At 63.0% G+C, this 16,160-nt stretch carries 18 protein-coding genes; 13 read left to right on the top strand and 5 right to left on the bottom strand.

Annotated elements, in window-relative coordinates; translation table 11 throughout:
- Positions 1-38: 38 nt before the first annotated feature.
- The 3 genes from CO670_RS27480 to CO670_RS27470 are packed head-to-tail and all read left to right on the top strand — an operon-like array spanning position 39 to position 3,066.
- Positions 39-629, top strand: a complete 591-nt coding sequence (locus tag CO670_RS27480) for a shikimate kinase (protein ID WP_097593121.1) — start codon at positions 39-41, stop codon at positions 627-629.
- Entirely contained in the window at positions 626-1,756 is a 1,131-nt protein-coding gene (aroB, locus tag CO670_RS27475) for a 3-dehydroquinate synthase (RefSeq protein ID WP_097593120.1), read from the top strand. The genes CO670_RS27480 and aroB overlap by 4 nt, the downstream gene beginning before the upstream one ends.
- Entirely contained in the window at positions 1,756-3,066 is a 1,311-nt protein-coding gene (locus CO670_RS27470; RefSeq protein WP_097593119.1) for an HlyC/CorC family transporter, read from the top strand. Before aroB ends, CO670_RS27470 begins: the two co-directional genes overlap by 1 nt.
- Positions 3,067-3,114: 48 nt before the next feature.
- Here CO670_RS27470 and CO670_RS27465 read toward each other — a convergent pair whose 3' ends face one another.
- Positions 3,115-3,396, bottom strand: coding sequence for a BolA family protein (locus tag CO670_RS27465; protein WP_097593118.1), 282 nt, complete (start codon positions 3,394-3,396; stop codon positions 3,115-3,117).
- Between the two features lie 105 nt (positions 3,397-3,501).
- Between CO670_RS27465 and CO670_RS27460 the strand changes: the two genes are divergently transcribed.
- The 5 genes from CO670_RS27460 (at position 3,502) to CO670_RS27440 (ending at position 9,017) form a co-directional block, all read left to right on the top strand.
- A complete protein-coding gene (locus CO670_RS27460) occupies positions 3,502-4,119 on the top strand; it encodes a J domain-containing protein (protein WP_085779650.1) in 618 nt (205 codons plus the stop codon).
- A gap of 308 nt (positions 4,120-4,427) precedes the next feature.
- Positions 4,428-5,420, top strand: coding sequence for a cobaltochelatase subunit CobS (gene cobS / locus CO670_RS27455; protein WP_097593117.1), 993 nt, complete (start codon positions 4,428-4,430; stop codon positions 5,418-5,420).
- A 12-nt stretch (positions 5,421-5,432) separates the two neighbouring features.
- Entirely contained in the window at positions 5,433-7,334 is a 1,902-nt protein-coding gene (cobT, locus tag CO670_RS27450; protein ID WP_097593116.1) for a cobaltochelatase subunit CobT, read from the top strand.
- 24 nt (positions 7,335-7,358) lie between these two features.
- On the top strand, positions 7,359-8,384 hold the full coding sequence (locus CO670_RS27445; RefSeq protein ID WP_097593115.1) for an esterase-like activity of phytase family protein: 1,026 nt from the start codon (positions 7,359-7,361) through the stop codon (positions 8,382-8,384).
- A gap of 66 nt (positions 8,385-8,450) precedes the next feature.
- Entirely contained in the window at positions 8,451-9,017 is a 567-nt protein-coding gene (locus CO670_RS27440; RefSeq protein ID WP_097593114.1) for an AAA family ATPase, read from the top strand.
- A gap of 12 nt (positions 9,018-9,029) precedes the next feature.
- Here the strand turns inward: CO670_RS27440 and CO670_RS27435 are convergent, their stop codons facing one another.
- Together CO670_RS27435 and rpmB are read right to left on the bottom strand one after the other, a co-directional pair.
- The gene (locus CO670_RS27435; protein ID WP_097593113.1) at positions 9,030-9,665 is read right to left on the bottom strand and encodes a VUT family protein; all 636 of its coding nucleotides are present in this window, start codon (positions 9,663-9,665) and stop codon (positions 9,030-9,032) included.
- Positions 9,666-9,777: 112 nt separating this feature from the next.
- Positions 9,778-10,074, bottom strand: coding sequence for a 50S ribosomal protein L28 (rpmB, locus tag CO670_RS27430; RefSeq protein ID WP_008527777.1), 297 nt, complete (start codon positions 10,072-10,074; stop codon positions 9,778-9,780).
- Between the two features lie 240 nt (positions 10,075-10,314).
- Here rpmB and CO670_RS27425 point away from each other — a divergent pair, with 240 nt between their 5' ends.
- On the top strand, positions 10,315-11,094 hold the full coding sequence (locus CO670_RS27425) for a DUF3108 domain-containing protein (protein WP_097593112.1): 780 nt from the start codon (positions 10,315-10,317) through the stop codon (positions 11,092-11,094).
- A gap of 30 nt (positions 11,095-11,124) precedes the next feature.
- The gene (locus CO670_RS27420) at positions 11,125-12,015 is read left to right on the top strand and encodes an EamA family transporter (RefSeq protein WP_097593111.1); all 891 of its coding nucleotides are present in this window, start codon (positions 11,125-11,127) and stop codon (positions 12,013-12,015) included.
- Positions 12,016-12,017: 2 nt separating this feature from the next.
- On the opposite strand, the gene CO670_RS27415 is transcribed toward CO670_RS27420, so the two are convergent.
- The gene (locus CO670_RS27415) at positions 12,018-12,440 is read right to left on the bottom strand and encodes a cupin domain-containing protein (RefSeq protein WP_097593110.1); all 423 of its coding nucleotides are present in this window, start codon (positions 12,438-12,440) and stop codon (positions 12,018-12,020) included.
- The gene (gloB, locus tag CO670_RS27410) at positions 12,440-13,210 is read right to left on the bottom strand and encodes a hydroxyacylglutathione hydrolase (protein ID WP_097593137.1); all 771 of its coding nucleotides are present in this window, start codon (positions 13,208-13,210) and stop codon (positions 12,440-12,442) included. Before gloB ends, CO670_RS27415 begins: the two co-directional genes overlap by 1 nt.
- 53 nt (positions 13,211-13,263) lie before the next feature.
- Here gloB and CO670_RS27405 point away from each other — a divergent pair, with 53 nt between their 5' ends.
- The 3 genes from CO670_RS27405 to CO670_RS27395 all read left to right on the top strand — a co-directional run bounded on the left by CO670_RS27405 (position 13,264) and on the right by CO670_RS27395 (position 16,153).
- A complete protein-coding gene (locus tag CO670_RS27405) occupies positions 13,264-14,040 on the top strand; it encodes a class I SAM-dependent methyltransferase (protein WP_088682887.1) in 777 nt (258 codons plus the stop codon).
- A 92-nt stretch (positions 14,041-14,132) separates the two neighbouring features.
- The gene (gene hisC / locus CO670_RS27400; protein WP_176539035.1) at positions 14,133-15,230 is read left to right on the top strand and encodes a histidinol-phosphate transaminase; all 1,098 of its coding nucleotides are present in this window, start codon (positions 14,133-14,135) and stop codon (positions 15,228-15,230) included.
- A complete protein-coding gene (locus CO670_RS27395) occupies positions 15,227-16,153 on the top strand; it encodes a prephenate/arogenate dehydrogenase family protein (protein WP_097593108.1) in 927 nt (308 codons plus the stop codon). Before hisC ends, CO670_RS27395 begins: the two co-directional genes overlap by 4 nt.
- The last annotated feature ends 7 nt before the right edge of the window (positions 16,154-16,160 follow it).

Below are 16,160 nucleotides of genomic sequence, written 5' to 3'. Positions count from 1 at the left end.
TTGTCGATACGGTTTGCAAACAAAGTGTGAATGGACCGATGAGTGAACCACTGCTGACCGTTGCTGACAGCCTGAAAGACAGAGCTCGCGCCGCGCTCGGTTCACGCAATCTGATCCTCGTCGGCCTGATGGGGGCGGGAAAATCCGCCGTCGGGCGCATCGTCGCCAGCCAGCTCGGCATCCCCTTCATCGACAGCGACCACGAAATCGAGCGCGTTTCGCGCATGACGATCACCGAGCTCTTCGCAGCCTATGGCGAGGAAGAATTCCGAGCGCTGGAAACGCGGGTGATGAAGCGGCTCTTAAAGGGCGGGCCGCGCGTCGTCTCCACCGGCGGCGGCGCCTTCATCAACGAGCGGACGCGCAGGCATATCAAGAAGGGCGGCGTCTCCGTCTGGCTGAAGGCAGATCTCGACGTGCTCTGGGAACGCGTCAACAAGCGCGATACACGGCCGCTGCTCAAGACCGAAAATCCGAAGCAGACGCTCGAAAACCTGATGACCGCGCGTTATCCGATCTATGCGCAGGCTGACGTCACCGTGCTCTCGCGCGACGTGCGCAAGGAAATCATGGCCGACGAGGTGCTGAATGCCGTGATCGAAGCCCATAAGGAAAGTGCAGCCTCATGAATGCGATAAGCTCCGCTCCCGCCGCCCAGACGGTGCACGTGCCGCTCGGCGAGCGCGCCTACGATATCCTGATCGGCCCGGGGCTGATCGCGCGCGCCGGCGCCGAGATCGCCTCGCGTCTCAAGGGGCGGAAGGCGGCCATCGTCACCGACGAAAATGTCGCGCCGCTCTATCTCAAAGCGCTGGTCACAAGTCTCGATGAAGCGGGCATTGTCTCGGCCGCGGTCGTCCTGCCGGCCGGCGAGAAGACGAAGAGCTTCGAACATCTAATTGATGTCTGCGACAAGGTGCTGGAAGCCCGGGTCGAGCGCAACGATTGCGTCATTGCGCTCGGCGGTGGCGTCATCGGCGATCTCACGGGATTTGCGGCCGGCATCGTCCGGCGCGGCGTGCGCTTCGTGCAGGTGCCGACCTCGCTGCTGGCGCAGGTCGATTCCTCGGTCGGCGGCAAGACGGGCATCAATTCCCGCCACGGCAAGAACCTGATCGGCGTCTTTCATCAGCCGGACCTTGTCCTGGCCGACACGGACGTCCTGAATACGCTGAGCGAGCGCGAATTCCGCGCCGGCTACGCCGAGGTGGCGAAATACGGGCTGATCGACAAGCCGGATTTCTTCGCCTGGTTGGAGGCGAACTGGAAGGCCGTCTTCTCAGGCGGCTCCGCCCGCATCGAGGCAATTGCCACAAGCTGCCGGGCCAAATCCGACGTCGTCGTCGCCGACGAGCGCGAGAACGGCCAACGGGCGCTGCTCAATCTCGGCCACACTTTCGGCCATGCGCTGGAAGCGGCGACCGCCTATGACAGCCGCCGCCTCGTGCATGGCGAGGGTGTTTCGATCGGCATGGTGCTGGCGCATGAATTCTCCGCACGGATGAACCTCGCAAGCCCCGACGATGCGCGCCGTGTCGAGCGGCATCTGAAGGAGGTCGGCCTGCCGACGCGCATGTCCGACATTCCGGGCGAGCTGCCGCCGGCCGAAACGCTGATGGAGGCGATCGCGCAGGACAAGAAGGTCAAGAGCGGCAAGCTCACCTTCATCCTGACACGCGGCATCGGTCAATCCTTCGTCGCCGACGACGTTCCTGCCTCCGAGGTCGTCAGCTTTCTCAGGGAAAAACACGTCTGATGACGATCGAAGGCGCTCTGGAATTTCTCGCGGCATATTGGCCGGAGATTGTTTCGATCGCCGCGCTGGTGCTCTTGTCGGCCTTCTTTTCCGGCTCGGAAACCGCGCTGACCGCCGTGTCGCGCAGCCGCATCCATACACTCGAGGCCAACGGCGACGAACGCGCCGGCCTCGTGCGTCAGTTGATCGAACGGCGCGACCGGCTGATCGGCGCGCTGCTCATCGGCAATAATCTCGCCAACATCCTCTCCTCCTCGATCGCGACCAGCCTCTTCCTCGGCCTGTTCGGCAGTTCCGGCGTGGCGCTGGCGACGCTCGCGATGACCGTCATCCTGGTCATCTTCGCGGAAGTGCTGCCGAAGAGCTGGGCGATTTCGACGCCGGAACGCTTCGCGCTTGCCGTCGCGCTTCCGGCCAGGATCTTCGTCGCCATCGTCGGTCCGGTGTCCTCCTTCGTCAATGCGATCGTCCGGCGGATCCTGGCGCTCTTCGGCATCAATCTGTCGCGGGAGGTATCGATGCTGACGGCGCATGAGGAGTTGCGCGGCGCCGTCGATCTCCTGCACCGCGAGGGATCGGTGGTGAAGGCCGACCGCGACCGCCTCGGCGGCGTACTCGACCTCAGCCAGCTGGAACTGTCTGACATCATGGTCCACCGCACCAAGATGCGGGCGATCAATGCCGACGATCCGCCGGAAGCGGTGGTGCGGGCCATTCTCGAAAGCCCCTATACGCGCATGCCGCTGTGGCGTGGCACGATCGACAACATCATCGGCGTCGTGCACGCCAAGGATCTCCTGCGGGCGCTGGCCGAGCCGAACATGGAGCCGCAGAATCTCGATATCGTGAAGATCGCGCAGAAGCCGTGGTTCGTGCCCGACAGCACCAATCTCGAAGACCAGCTCAACGCCTTCCTGCGGCGCAAGCAGCATTTCGCCGTCGTCGTCGACGAATATGGCGAAGTGCAGGGCATCGTCACGCTGGAGGACATTCTCGAGGAAATCGTCGGGGATATTTCCGACGAACACGATATCGAGATGCAGGGCGTGCGCCAGGAGGCGGACGGTTCCGTCGTCGTCGATGGCGGCGTGCCGATCCGCGATCTCAACCGCGCGCTCGACTGGAGCCTGCCCGACGAGGAGGCGACGACGATCGCCGGCCTCGTCATTCACGAATCCATGACCATCCCCGAAGAGCGCCAGGCCTTCACCTTTTACGGGAAGCGCTTCGTCGTCATGAAGCGGGAGAAGAACCGGATCACCAAGCTGCGCATCCGTCCGGCCGGGGAAGACGGCACGAAAGCACCCTGATTCCGCTTGGATCGCCGGCGATGCCTACCCATATAGGCTGCAGCGTCGCTACCAGCGGGTCGGTTCGTCAGGTGCGGCGGGTTCGACCGCCAGCGCATGCAGGCCGGCATCGAGTTCCGGCTTCAGCAGGTCGGTAATTGCCCGGTGGCGCGCCAGCCGCGACATGCCGGAAAATTTCGCCGAAACGATCCTCACCCGCATATGGGTTTCGCCGGTGCCCGTGATATCGGGCTGATGGCCGGCATGCAGATGGCTTTCGTCGATGACGCTCAGGCGTTCGGGGGCGAAGGCTTCGGCGAGTTTTTCTTCGATGCGGGTCCTGAGGGTCATCGTCCGGTCTTGTTGCTTCGCGAAAAGGGTTCCCACCAAGCCAGCAACATTCCTGTTTGTCAATTCTTGTTGTCGCGTCGCGGCAGCCTCATAATTAGCGCCGCCATGAGACTCGATTCCAAATATTTCGACCGCATCCGTACACGCCGCAAACGCGAGCAGGAGACAGAGCAGGCGCCGCCTACCTGTCAATGGGACGGCTGCGACAAGAAAGGCGCGCATCGCGCTCCCGTGGGACGCAATGCGGAGGGCCAGTTCTTCCTGTTCTGCTTCGAGCATGTCAAGGAATACAACAAGGGCTACAATTATTTCTCCGGCCTTTCGGACGGAGAGATTGCCCGATACCAGAAAGAGGCGATCACCGGCCATCGGCCGACATGGACCGTCGGCGTCAACAAGTCGGCCAAGGACAGCCCGCTGCATTCGGAAGTGCGCTCCGGCGCCTATTCGCGTGTTCGCGATCCCTTCGGCTTCGTCAAGGAAGGCGGCAAGGGGAGCGGGCCGCGCTTTCCTCAGGCGCGCAAGCTGAAATCGCTGGAAAGCAAGGCCTTCGACACGATGGGCCTGCATGCCAATGCGACCTCGGCGGAGATCAAGAGCCGCTACAAGGAACTGGTCAAGAAGCACCATCCGGACGCCAATGGCGGCGACCGCGGTTCGGAAGAACGCTTCCGCGCCGTCATCCAGGCCTATCAATTGTTGAAGCAGAACGGTTTTTGTTAATTCCCGTCCTTGCTCTTGGGCTTCAATCGGGTATGGTCCAAATCGGCTGAGGCCGCAGGCAAACGCGGCTCATATTTCTGCGTTTTCCTGACATCGCCTCCGCCGACCTTCCGGACGCGGCGTTTCTTGTCCGGGACTCTTTCAAGAATGCTCGCAAGCGGTCATCATCCCGCCGAGGTTTCGTCTCAGTCCCGGAGAAGTATCGCCGACGTTCCGACCTGGACGGACGCGGAGATAATCGCGGCGTCACGGTTGCGACATGGCCTGAGACAGTATGGCCGGGTGGTTTCACCCGCCTTGGAGACATGATGAGCAAGATCGACCTCGATATTTCAGAACTGCCCGACACCACCGTTTCGGTTCGCGAGACCTTCGGCATCGATTCCGACATCCGCGTTCCCGCCTACAGCAAGGGCGACGCCTATGTGCCGGATCTCGATCCCGATTACCTCTTCGACCGTGAAACGACGCTCGCCATTCTCGCAGGCTTCGCGCATAACCGCCGCGTGATGGTCTCCGGCTATCACGGCACCGGCAAATCCTCGCATATCGAGCAGGTGGCGGCGCGGCTCAACTGGCCTTGCGTGCGCATCAACCTCGACAGCCATGTCAGCCGTATCGATCTCGTCGGCAAGGATGCGATCGTCGTCAAGGACGGGCTGCAGGTCACCGAATTCAAGGACGGCATTCTGCCCTGGGCCTACCAGCACAATGTGGCGCTCGTCTTCGACGAATATGATGCCGGCCGCCCGGACGTGATGTTCGTCATCCAGCGCGTGCTGGAATCTTCCGGCCGCCTGACGCTGCTCGACCAGAGCCGCGTCATCCGGCCGCACCCGGCCTTCCGCCTGTTTGCGACGGCAAACACCATCGGCCTCGGTGATACCACAGGCCTCTATCACGGCACGCAGCAGATCAACCAGGCGCAGATGGACCGGTGGTCGATCGTGACGACGCTGAACTACCTGCCGCACGATCATGAAGTGAACATCGTCGCCGCCAAGGTGAAGAGCTTCGGCAAGGACAAGAACGGCCGCGAGACGGTTTCCAAGATGGTGCGGGTCGCCGACCTGACGCGCGCCGCCTTCATGAACGGCGACCTCTCGACCGTCATGAGCCCGCGTACCGTCATCACCTGGGCCGAAAACGCCGAGATCTTCGGCGATCTCGCCTTCGCCTTCCGCGTCACCTTCCTCAATAAGTGCGACGAGCTGGAGCGCCCGCTGGTCGCCGAGCATTATCAGCGCGCCTTCGGCGTCGAGCTGAAGGAAAGTGCCGCCAACATCGTTCTCGGAGCCTGAGACCGACCGATCATGGCAGCTCGCGGTGACAATTCGAAAGCAAAGCCCGGTGCGCCCGTCGACGTCGAGCCGTTGCGCCGGGCGATATCCGGCTGCGTACGCTCGATCGCCGGCGATAGCGATGTCGAGGTAACCTTCGCCAACGAACGGCCTGGAATGACCGGCGAGCGTATCCGGCTGCCGGAGCTTTCCAAGCGACCGACGGCGCACGAGCTCGCGGTCACCCGCGGGCTCGGCGATTCCATGGCGCTGCGGCTCGCCTGCCATGACGAGAAGGTGCATACGACGATGGCGCCGCAGGGCTCGGACGCCCGGGCGATCTTCGATGCGGTCGAGCAGGCGCGTGTCGAATCGATCGGTGCGTTGCGCATGGAGGGCGTGGCGGCCAACCTGCGCTCCATGACGGAAGAGAAATATTCCAAGGCGAATTTCACCGGTATCGAACGCCAGGAAGATGCGCCGATCGGCGAAGCCGTCGCGATGATGGTGCGCGAGAAGCTGACCGGTCAGCGCCCGCCAGCTTCCGCCGGCCAGGTGCTCGACCTCTGGCGCGGCTTCATCGAGGACAAGGCGGGCTACGAGCTCGACAACTTGTCGAGCGCGATCAACGACCAGCAGGCATTCGCCAAGGTCATCCGCAACATGCTGTCGGCCATGGAAATGGCGGAGGAGTACGGCGACGACGACAGCCAGGCCGACAATGAGGACCAGTCGGAGCAGGAAGATCAACCGAGCGGCGACGAGCAGGACCAGGACGAGGTCGATGAGGATGCCGGCACCGATGCCGCCCCCGTGGAAGACAGCGAGGTCGCCGACGAGCAGATGGAGGACGGCGAGACCGAAGGCGCCGAAATCTCTGACGACGATATGATGGAAGAGGGCGAGGACGATTCGGAAACGCCGGGCGAGACCCGCCGTCCGAACACGCCTTTCGCCGATTTCAACGAAAAGGTCGATTATCACGTCTATACCGAAGAGTTCGACGAGATCATCACCGCCGAAGAGCTTTGCGACGCCGCCGAGCTGGAGCGCTTGCGCGCCTTCCTCGACAAGCAGCTGGCGCATCTGCAGGGTGCGGTCGGGCGTCTGGCCAACCGGCTGCAGCGCCGACTGATGGCGCAGCAGAACCGTTCCTGGGATTTCGACCTGGAAGAAGGTTATCTCGATCCGGCCCGCCTGCAGCGCATCATCATCGATCCGATGCAGGCGCTTTCTTTCAAGATGGAGCGCGACACGCAGTTCCGCGATACGGTCGTCACCCTGCTCATCGACAATTCCGGTTCGATGCGCGGCCGGCCGATCACGGTTGCCGCCACCTGCGCCGACATTCTCGCCCGAACGCTGGAGCGCTGCGGCGTCAAGGTCGAGATCCTAGGCTTCACCACAAAGGCCTGGAAGGGCGGGCAGGCGCGGGAAAGCTGGCTTGCCGGCGGCAAGCCGCAGACCCCGGGCCGTCTCAATGATCTGCGCCACATCGTCTACAAATCCGCCGACGCGCCGTGGCGGCGGGCACGCTCCAATCTCGGGCTGATGATGCGCGAGGGCCTGCTTAAGGAAAATATCGACGGCGAGGCGCTGATCTGGGCGCATAATCGCCTGCTCGCCCGCCGCGAACAGCGCCGTATCCTGATGATGATTTCGGACGGGGCGCCGGTGGACGACTCGACGCTGTCGGTCAATCCGGGCAATTATCTGGAACGGCACCTGCGGGCCGTCATCGAGCAGATCGAGACGCGCTCGCCTGTGGAATTGCTCGCGATCGGCATCGGTCACGATGTGACGCGTTACTATCGCCGCGCCGTGACGATCGTCGATGCCGATGAGCTTGCCGGCGCGATGACCGAGCAGCTTGCCTCGCTCTTCGAAGACCAATCCGCCCAGCCGCGCGGCGGCCGGCTACGCCGTGCAGGCTGACGCCGCTGGAAGGAAATGCGTGGAATGACGGTCAAGCGCCTCAGCCGCGCGGCGTTGGTTGCCTTCTGCCTCGCAGCGGGCGCTTCTTCGTCGTCAGCCGGTGACGAGGTGCCGGTCATTAGCCGGCAAATTACGGACTTCAGGATCGGATCATCGGAGACGAAATTCGGCTCGCTGGAATTTCTCGGCGGGCTGGAGATGGTTTCCAGCCGGGCGCTGTTCGGCTCGCTTTCCTCCATCCGTTTCCGGCAGGACCAGAAACATTTCATCGTCGTGCTCGATACCGGCCAGTGGTTGACCGGCAGCATCGAACGCGACGCCAAGGGCAGGCTTTCCGGTCTTGCCGATGCCGAAATTACGCCGATGAAGAACCGCTCCGGGCGGAGCTTCGAGGGCAAGGGACACATGGATGCCGAGGGCGTGGCGCTCGATGGCGACAGAATACTGGTCTCCTTCGAGCAGGAGCACCGCGTCGATGTCTATCCCGATCCCGGCTTTGCCGAATCGGGCGCCATCGCCACGCTGCCGATGCTCATCCCACGCAAGATGCTGAGCGACAATCGCGGCATCGAGACCATCACCGTGGCGCCGGCATCCAGCCCGCTCGAGGGCGGCGTGGTCATCGTCTCCGAGCGCGGCCTCGACAGCGAGGGCAACCGGATGGCGGCCATCCTCAGCGGGCCGCTGAAAGGGCGTTTTTCAGTCGAGCGGGATGGCAGCTTCGATGTCACAGACGGCGCCTTCCTGCCGAACGGCGACCTGCTGCTGCTGGAGCGGCGTTTCAATATGGCGGAAGGCATCGGCATGCGCCTTCGGCGCATCAAGGGAGGAGATATCCGGCCCGGCGCCGTCGTTAGCGGCGAGCTCCTGCTCGAAGGCGATTTCAACTCGCAGATCGACAATATGGAAGGGCTCGATGCTTTCCAGGCTGCCGACGGCATGACTCATATCATTCTGGTGTCGGACGACAATCATTCGATCCTGCAGCGCAATTTGATGCTGGAGTTTCGGCTTTCGGAAACCGGTGCCAAGCAGGCATCGTCAGACTGACGTCATATGGCTTGGCTATCTGAGTGAGTGGTAGATCGGTCGGTCAGCAACATTCGGAGGGAAGTCGTGGTGCATATCCATGTCATGGGCGCCTCCGGCTCCGGGACGACATCGCTCGGCCTTGCGCTTGCCGAAAGGCTCGATATCGCCCATCTCGACACCGACGATTTCTTCTGGCTGCCTACCGATCCGCCGTTCACGACGCCGAGGGAGGCCGGTGAACGCATCCGGCTGCTCCTTGATGAGACGGCGCGGCATGACGGCTGGGTTCTCTCCGGATCGGCGCTGAAATGGGGGACGCCGGTCGAACCGCTCTACGACCTGATCGTCTTCCTCAGGATCGAGCCGGAGCTTCGCATGGCGCGGATCCGCGCGCGGGAGACCGCCCGATACGGCAACAGGATCGGGCCTGGCGGCGACATGGAAGTCAAAAGCGGGGAATTCCTGGATTGGGCGGCAAGCTACGACACGGCCGGACCGGAACGCCGCAGTCTTGCGGCGCATGAGCAATGGCTGGAAACGCAGACGGCGCCCGTCCTCAGGCTCGATTCATCGCGAGAGCTGGACGATCTGGCTGCGGAGGTATTGCTGCATCCGGCTATCGCCGCCGGTGCGGTCCGGCGGCGGCGGTGACTTTCTCAGACTTTAGCCGGCGCGGACGGGCTGCATCGGCCGCAGCACGTTCATGAGCGCGCCATAGGGCAGCAGCATGACGAGGCCGACGATCATCTTGACGGCGAAATCGCCAATCGCCCAGGAGATCCAGCGCGGAGCTTCTGCTGCGAAGACGCCGAGGACGGGGGCCGATTCGAGCGCGAAAGGATCGTTCGGGCCGAGGAAGACGAAGAACGCGGCAAAGGAAAGCGAGAAGAACATCACCGTATCGAGCGCCGAGCCGATCAGCGAGCCGACGAGCGGCGCGCGCCACCAAGCCTGGCGGCGAAGGCGGTTGAAGACGGCGATATCGAGCAGTTGGCCGGCGAGATAGGCCGATCCGGAGGCGATGGCGATGCGCGGCACGGAGGTGAAGAAGGACAGCGTCACACCGACGACGAAGCCGGCAAAGACGACCTTGCGGGCTGCTTGCGGGCCGAACTGGCGATTGGTCAGATCGGTGATCAGGAAGGCGACCGGATAGGAGAAGGCGCCCCAGGTCAGGATGTCGGCGAGATTGATGCCGGCGACTTGGGCGTTCAGCGGAAACTGGACGAGGAAGTTGGAGGCGACGACGACAAGCGTCATCAGAGCGACATAGGCAATGGTGTAGCGGGTCTTCAGCATTTTTTTATCCTGGGTGATGCCACCAGTTGGAGAGACAGGCCGGCAAAGCAAAAGGCCTGACGGAGATCATCCGTGCAAGCCTTTCGAAGCCGTATTGAAGAAGGGCAGAAGCTTACGCAGCAGCGGCTTCGGCGGTCTTCTTGACGATCTGGCGGCGCAGCAGGCGTGCGCGCATCGACAGTTCGTTTTCGCTTGCCTTGATCAGGAACGCATCGAGGCCGCCACGATGTTCGACTGAGCGAAGAGCCGCAGCCGAAACACGAAGACGATAACGCTGGTTGAGGGCGTCGGAGATCAGCGTTACCTGGCACAGGTTCGGCAGGAACCGGCGCTTGGTCTTGTTGTTGGCATGGCTGACATTGTTACCAGTCAGGACGGCCTTGCCGGTCAATTCGCACACGCGGGACATGGAACACCTATTCTTGTTTTTCTCGGGCCATCGAATTGCCATCCCCGGCAAAACCGGGCTCGCAATCCAACAGGCATGATTGGAAAGTTGCGGTTCTATAGTCAGACAGGCCGCGCGCGTCAAGCCAAACCTTGGCCTTTCCCGCAATTCTGTCAAAAAGCTGCTGTTTTCTTCCCTTCATGGCAGGAGTATAGAGCGCTCAGCAAGGCTGCCGGCGCAGGGCAAGACAAGGCTTCACTCATGGCTCATTCGGGCAGACGCATTTTCATTTCGGCCATCGCCGCACTCCTTGCCATACCGGCATCGGCGGCCGAGGTCCAGCATCAGACGGTATATCGGGTGACGCTCGCCGGCCTGCCGATCGCGCGCGCCGCGTTCCTGACGCAGATCGAGGACGATCACAGCTACAAGATCGCGGGCGATATCAAATCCGCCGGCCTTGCCGATCTCATCAAGACCATCTCGGCAAAGACCAGCGTCACCGGCGTCGTCCGTAACGACCGGCTGCAGGCGGTGAAGTATTCGCTCTACTATAAGACCGGCAAGAAGGCCCGCGTCTACGAGGTCAGCTACCGCAACGGCGACATCATATCGGCGACCACGACCCCGACGCCGAAGCGGCCGAAGAACTGGATCGACGTCACGCCGCGCGACATGCGCTCGGTGCTCGATCCGATCTCCGGCCTCGTTTTCACCGGGGATACCAAGGTCTGTTCGCAGACGCTGCCGATCTTCGACGGCGAGACGCGTATGGATCTGGTGCTCTCGCCGAAGGGCGACGAGGATTTCTCGACGGACGGCTTCAAGGGCAAGGCGCTCGTCTGCGGTGTGCGATTCGTGCCGCGCTCAGGCTACAAGAAGGGCCGCAAGGATATCGACTATCTCAGCAAGAGCGACCGGATGGAAATCTGGTTTGCCAAGTCGCAGGCGGCAAATGTATATGCTCCCGTCTATGTGCGCATTCCCACTGAATATGGAATGGTGACGATCACTGCCGTCAAATATGGCAGCGTCAGCTGACGGAGCTTTCGCCTCCGTGAAGGGGGACAGGTGAAGCTTCGTGCGACGGCGGTCGGTTTTACCGCAATTCTGATGTGGTCGTTCCTGGCGCTGCTCACCGCGGCCTCGGGCAGGATGCCGCCGTTTCAGCTTTCGGCCATCTGCTTTGCGATCGGCAGCGTTCCCGGCATTCTGGTGCTCATCCTCAATCCTTCGCGGCTGGCGCTGCTGAGGCAGCCGGCCAAGGTCTGGGTGACGGGGATCGCGGGGCTCTTCGGCTATCACTTCCTTTATTTCACCGCGCTCAGGAACGCGCCGGCGGTGGAGGCAGGGCTGATCGCCTATCTCTGGCCGCTGCTGATCGTCGTCGGCTCGGCGCTTCTGCCGGGAGAGCGGCTGCGCTGGTATCACGTGGCGGGCGCGCTTGCCGGGCTTTGCGGCACCTTCCTCATCGTCGGCCGCAACGGCATCGATTTCGACGGCGCCTATGCCCTCGGTTATGGCGCCGCCTTCCTCTGCGCCTTCACATGGTCCGGTTACTCGCTGCTGACGCGGCGTTTCGACGCCGTCTCCACTGACGTCGTCACCGGTTTCTGCCTTGCGACATCAATCCTGTCCTTGTTCTGCCATCTCGGCCTCGAGGTGACCGTCTGGCCGGCCACGGGCTTCGAATGGATCGCCGTCGTCGGGCTCGGGCTCCTGCCTGTCGGGGCCGCCTTCTATGCCTGGGATCATGGCGTCAAGAACGGCGATATCCAGATCCTCGGCGCTGCGAGCTATGCCGCGCCGCTGCTTTCGACGCTGATCCTGACGCTGTTCGGATTTGCCGAGCCGAGCTGGCGGATCGCGCTCGCCTGCCTTCTCGTCACCGGCGGGGCGGTGCTCGCCGCTCAAGAAATGTTCCGTCGCAAGGCCCGGGTGCAGCCGGCAGCGGCGCAGTAGCCTCAGCCGCCTGGTTTCCAGCCGGGCGGAGCCATCTCGAAGCTCGAAAATTCGAAGCCGGGCGAGACGGTGCAGCCGACCAGAGTGAAGTCACCCAGGGTTTCGGCCGATTGCCACCAGTTGGCGGGAATGATCGCCTGCGGCCGCTCGCCGGCGGGAAGACCGGTTCCGAGCGTCAGCGTTTCGCTCGTTGTTCCGTCTTCCGAGCGGTGCAGCGCCAGCGGTGCGCCGGCATAATAATGCCAGACCTCGGCCGCGTCATGGACGCGGTGCCAGTGCGACCGCTGTCCCGCCGTCAGCAGATAATAGATCGCCGTCGAATGGCCGCGCGCGCCTCCCGAGGTATCGCGGAAGGTCTGCACGTACCAGCCGCCTTCCGGATGCGGCTCCATGCCGAGCGTGCGGATGATCTCCTCGGGAGACATCAGAAATTGTCCTTGCGCTTGCGGATCTCGGCAAAGACTTCCTCGTTGGTCTTGCCCTCCATGATCAGATTGCGGCGGATCGCCGGGTCGCCGGCGCGCAGGAAGGGGTTGGTTTCCTTTTCCAGCCCGAGCGTCGTCGGAATGGTGAATTTGCCTTCCGCGCGCAAGGCTTCGATCTCGGCGGCGCGGCTCTTCAGCCGCTCATTGTCGGGATCGACCGTCAGCGCGAAGCGGGCATTGGAGAGCGTGTATTCGTGGCCGAAATAGACGGCGGTCTCATCCGGCAGCACGGCGAGCTTCTGCAGCGAATGCCACATGTCGGCGGCGGGGCGCTCGAACAGGCGGCCGCAGCCGAGCGCAAACAGCGTGTCGGCGGCAAAGAGCAGTTTGTCGTCGGCGAAGTGATAGCAGATGTGGCCGGCGGTGTGGCCGGGCGTCTCGATGACGTTGATCGTATGGTCGCCGAAGAGGAACCTGTCGCCATCGGCCAGCGCCCGGTCGAGGCCGGGGATAGCGACCGCCTCGTTGATCGGGCCGATGATCTCGCAGCCGAACTGCTGCTTCAGCGCCAGATTGGCGGCGACGTGATCGGTGTGGTGATGGGTGGTAAAGATATGGGTGATCTTCCAGCCGCGGCGCGTCGCCGCTTCCAGGATCGGGCCTTCCTCCGGCGCGTCAATCGCCGCGGTAAAGCCCGTTTCCACGTCGTGCACGAGAACGCCGAAATTGTCGGTGCGGCAGAGAAAAACGTCTAATTCCAAAGGTTTCATCGTCAAATAATCCTTTGTCATGCGAGTCTTGCGGGAATGTAGAGGGTCCGGCCTTGAAGTCCAACCGCCCGCTGATAACATTTATCGCAATGCACGCCGATATCGTCGACCTACGTCAGTTCTACCATTCCGATCTCGGGCGTCTTGCCGAGCAATCGATCGCCATGGCGCTCTCCTCGCTCTGGGTGCGGCTGCCGCAGGAGCGTCTGGTCGGCCTCGGTTATGCCGTGCCTTTCCTCGACCGCTTCCAGGCCGATACCGAGCGCACCTTCGCCTTTATGCCGGCCGGGCAGGGGGCGGTGAACTGGCCGATGGGCTCGCTTTCGTCAACGACGCTGGTCTTCGATGAGGAGTTGCCGCTGCCGGATTCGTCGATCGACCGGGTGCTGATGGTGCATTCGCTGGAATTTGCCGAAAGCCCGCGCGAGACGCTGAAGGAGCTCTGGCGGGTGCTGGCGCCGGGCGGGCGGCTGGTCATCGTCGTGCCGAACCGGCGCGGCGTCTGGGCGCGCATGGAGCATACGCCCTTCGGTTCGGGCCGGCCTTATTCGCGCGGCCAGCTGACGCATCTGCTGCGGGAGACGAATTTCACGCCCGGGGCGACGGCCGAGGCGCTGTTCTTCCCGCCTTCCAAGCTCAGGACGATCCTGCGGTTGCGCCGTGCCTTCGAACGGATAGGCCGGACGCTGTGGCCGGCCTTTTCGGGCGTCATCATCGTCGAGGCGCAGAAGCGGCTCTATCAGGGGCTGCCGGTGGCGGCGCGCGCCTCCCGCCGCGTCTTCGTGCCGGTTCTTGCACCCCATGGCGTGCCGACGACGCGCAACCGGTGATCCCCTTTCCGGCTCTCGACAAGAACCGCATTCCGCTTTAATGCCACTTGGTCATTTTCCGGAAAATCCAAGGTCGACCCATGAGCGTTGAGATGAGCAAGCCCGTTCCGCGTCCCGGTATTCTCGATATCGCATCCTATGTGCCGGGCAAGGAACATGCGCCGGGTGTTGCCCGCGTCTACAAGCTCTCCTCCAATGAAACGCCGCTCGGCGCCAGCCCGAAAGCCATCGAGGCGGTCAAGGCGGCTGCAGAAAATCTCGGGCGCTATCCCGACGGGCAGGCGATCGAACTGCGTGAGGCGATCGCCGCCGTGCACGGCCTCAATCCGGCAAACATCCTCTGCGGCAACGGCTCGGACGAGCTGCTCGGCCTGCTCTGCCATGTCTATCTCGGCCCGGGCGACGAAGGCATCATCACCGAGCACGGGTTCCTCGTCTACAAGATCCAGATCATGGGCACGGGTGCGACGCCCGTCGTCGTCAAGGAGAAGGACTATACCGTCGATGTCGACGCGATCCTTGCCGCGGTGACGGAACGGACGAAGATCGTCTTCATCGCCAATCCCGGCAATCCCACAGGCACCTATGTTCCCGTCAGCGAAATCCGCCGCCTGCAGGCCGGCCTGCCGAAACACGTCGTCCTCGTGCTCGATGCCGCCTATGCCGAATATGTGCGCCGCAACGATTACGAAGCCGGCATCGAGGTCGTCTCTTCCTGCCCCAACATGGTGATGACCCGCACCTTCTCGAAAGCTTATGGCCTGGCGGCGCTTCGCGTCGGCTGGATGTATGCGCCCGCCGAGATCGTCGACGCCGTAAACCGCGTCCGCGCACCCTTCAACCTGAATGCGGCGGCAATCGCTGCCGGTGCCGCGGCCATCCGCGACCAGGCTTTCGTCCAGCAGGCCGTTTTCTTCAACCAGATGTGGGTGGAAACGCTCACGGAGGCCCTAGAAGCGATCGGGCTGAAGGTGACGCCGTCGGTCGCCAATTTCGTCCTCATCCATTTCCCCGACATCGACGGCAAGCGCGCGGCCGATGCCGACGAATTGCTGACGAGCCGTGGTTATATCCTGCGCGCCGTGCGCAGCTACGGCTTTTCCAATGCGCTGCGCATGAGCATCGGCCCCGAAGAGGCCAATCGCGGCGTCATCGCAACGCTACGCGAATTCATGGGACGTCAGGCATGAGCGTGCTGTTCGACCGGATCGCGCTGATCGGCATCGGCCTGATCGGCTCTTCGCTCGCCCACGACATCCGGCGGCTCGGGCTTACGAAGGAGATCGTCGTCGCCACGCGCAGCGCCGACACGCTGAAGCGTGCGGAAGAGCTTGGCCTCGGCGATCGCTACACGACCTCTTCGGCAGAGGCGGTGCGGGATGCCGACCTCATCATCGTTTCGGTGCCGGTCGGCGCTTCGGAAAGTGTCGCGAAGGAAATCGCCGGGAGCCTGAAGCCGGGCGCGATCGTCACCGATGTCGGCTCCACCAAGGCTTCCGTCATCGCGCAGATGCAGCCGCATACGCCTGACAATGTGCATTTCATCCCCGGACATCCGCTGGCCGGCACGGAAAAATCCGGTCCCGATGCCGGCTTCCCCGGCCTCTTCGAAGGCCGCTGGTGCATCTTCACGCCGGTCGCGAATACCGACGAGACGGCGCTGAAGCGCCTGCGCGGCTTCTGGGAAGCGCTCGGCTCGAAGGTCGACGAGATGGATGCGGAACATCACGACAAGGTGCTGGCGATCGTTTCGCACCTGCCGCATATCATCGCCTACAACATCGTCGGCACCGCCGACGATCTGGAGACGGTAACGGAATCGGAAGTGATCAAATATTCGGCCTCCGGATTTCGCGATTTCACCCGTCTCGCCGCCTCCGACCCGACAATGTGGCGCGATGTCTGCCTGCACAATCGCGATGCGATCCTTGAAATGCTGGCGCGCTTCTCGGAAGATCTCGCCTATCTCCAGCGGGCGATCCGCTGGGGCGAGGGCGACAAGATTTTCGAGCTCTTCACCCGTACGCGTGCCATCCGCCGCTCGATCATCCAGGCCGGCCAGGACGTCGACGCACCGGATTTCGGCCGCCCTCACCCGCTGGACAAGAAGTAGCCGCGCG

It is taken from the genome of Rhizobium sp. J15 (assembly GCF_002531825.1).
Taxonomy (GTDB): Bacteria; Pseudomonadota; Alphaproteobacteria; order Rhizobiales; family Rhizobiaceae; genus Rhizobium.
Note: the sequence above shows the minus strand (reverse complement) of the source record. Positions and strands in the feature narration are given on the sequence as shown.

What these genes read in the sequence shown, in the direction of transcription:
- CO670_RS27470 (WP_097593119.1), top strand. Translation starts at nt 1,756, where the DNA reads ATGACGATCGAAGGCGCTCTGGAATTTCTCGCGGCATATTGGCCGGAG.
- CO670_RS27445 (WP_097593115.1), top strand. Translation starts at nt 7,359, where the DNA reads ATGACGGTCAAGCGCCTCAGCCGCGCGGCGTTGGTTGCCTTCTGCCTC.
- CO670_RS27395 (WP_097593108.1), top strand. Translation starts at nt 15,227, where the DNA reads ATGAGCGTGCTGTTCGACCGGATCGCGCTGATCGGCATCGGCCTGATC.
- CO670_RS27435 (WP_097593113.1), bottom strand. Translation starts at nt 9,665, where the DNA reads ATGCTGAAGACCCGCTACACCATTGCCTATGTCGCTCTGATGACGCTT.
- rpmB (WP_008527777.1), bottom strand. Translation starts at nt 10,074, where the DNA reads ATGTCCCGCGTGTGCGAATTGACCGGCAAGGCCGTCCTGACTGGTAAC.
- CO670_RS27415 (WP_097593110.1), bottom strand. Translation starts at nt 12,440, where the DNA reads ATGTCTCCCGAGGAGATCATCCGCACGCTCGGCATGGAGCCGCATCCG.
- hisC (WP_176539035.1), top strand. Translation starts at nt 14,133, where the DNA reads ATGAGCAAGCCCGTTCCGCGTCCCGGTATTCTCGATATCGCATCCTAT.
- cobS (WP_097593117.1), top strand. Translation starts at nt 4,428, where the DNA reads ATGAGCAAGATCGACCTCGATATTTCAGAACTGCCCGACACCACCGTT.
- aroB (WP_097593120.1), top strand. Translation starts at nt 626, where the DNA reads ATGAATGCGATAAGCTCCGCTCCCGCCGCCCAGACGGTGCACGTGCCG.
- CO670_RS27425 (WP_097593112.1), top strand. Translation starts at nt 10,315, where the DNA reads ATGGCTCATTCGGGCAGACGCATTTTCATTTCGGCCATCGCCGCACTC.
- CO670_RS27480 (WP_097593121.1), top strand. Translation starts at nt 39, where the DNA reads ATGAGTGAACCACTGCTGACCGTTGCTGACAGCCTGAAAGACAGAGCT.
- cobT (WP_097593116.1), top strand. Translation starts at nt 5,433, where the DNA reads ATGGCAGCTCGCGGTGACAATTCGAAAGCAAAGCCCGGTGCGCCCGTC.
- gloB (WP_097593137.1), bottom strand. Translation starts at nt 13,210, where the DNA reads ATGAAACCTTTGGAATTAGACGTTTTTCTCTGCCGCACCGACAATTTC.
- CO670_RS27460 (WP_085779650.1), top strand. Translation starts at nt 3,502, where the DNA reads ATGAGACTCGATTCCAAATATTTCGACCGCATCCGTACACGCCGCAAA.
- CO670_RS27465 (WP_097593118.1), bottom strand. Translation starts at nt 3,396, where the DNA reads ATGACCCTCAGGACCCGCATCGAAGAAAAACTCGCCGAAGCCTTCGCC.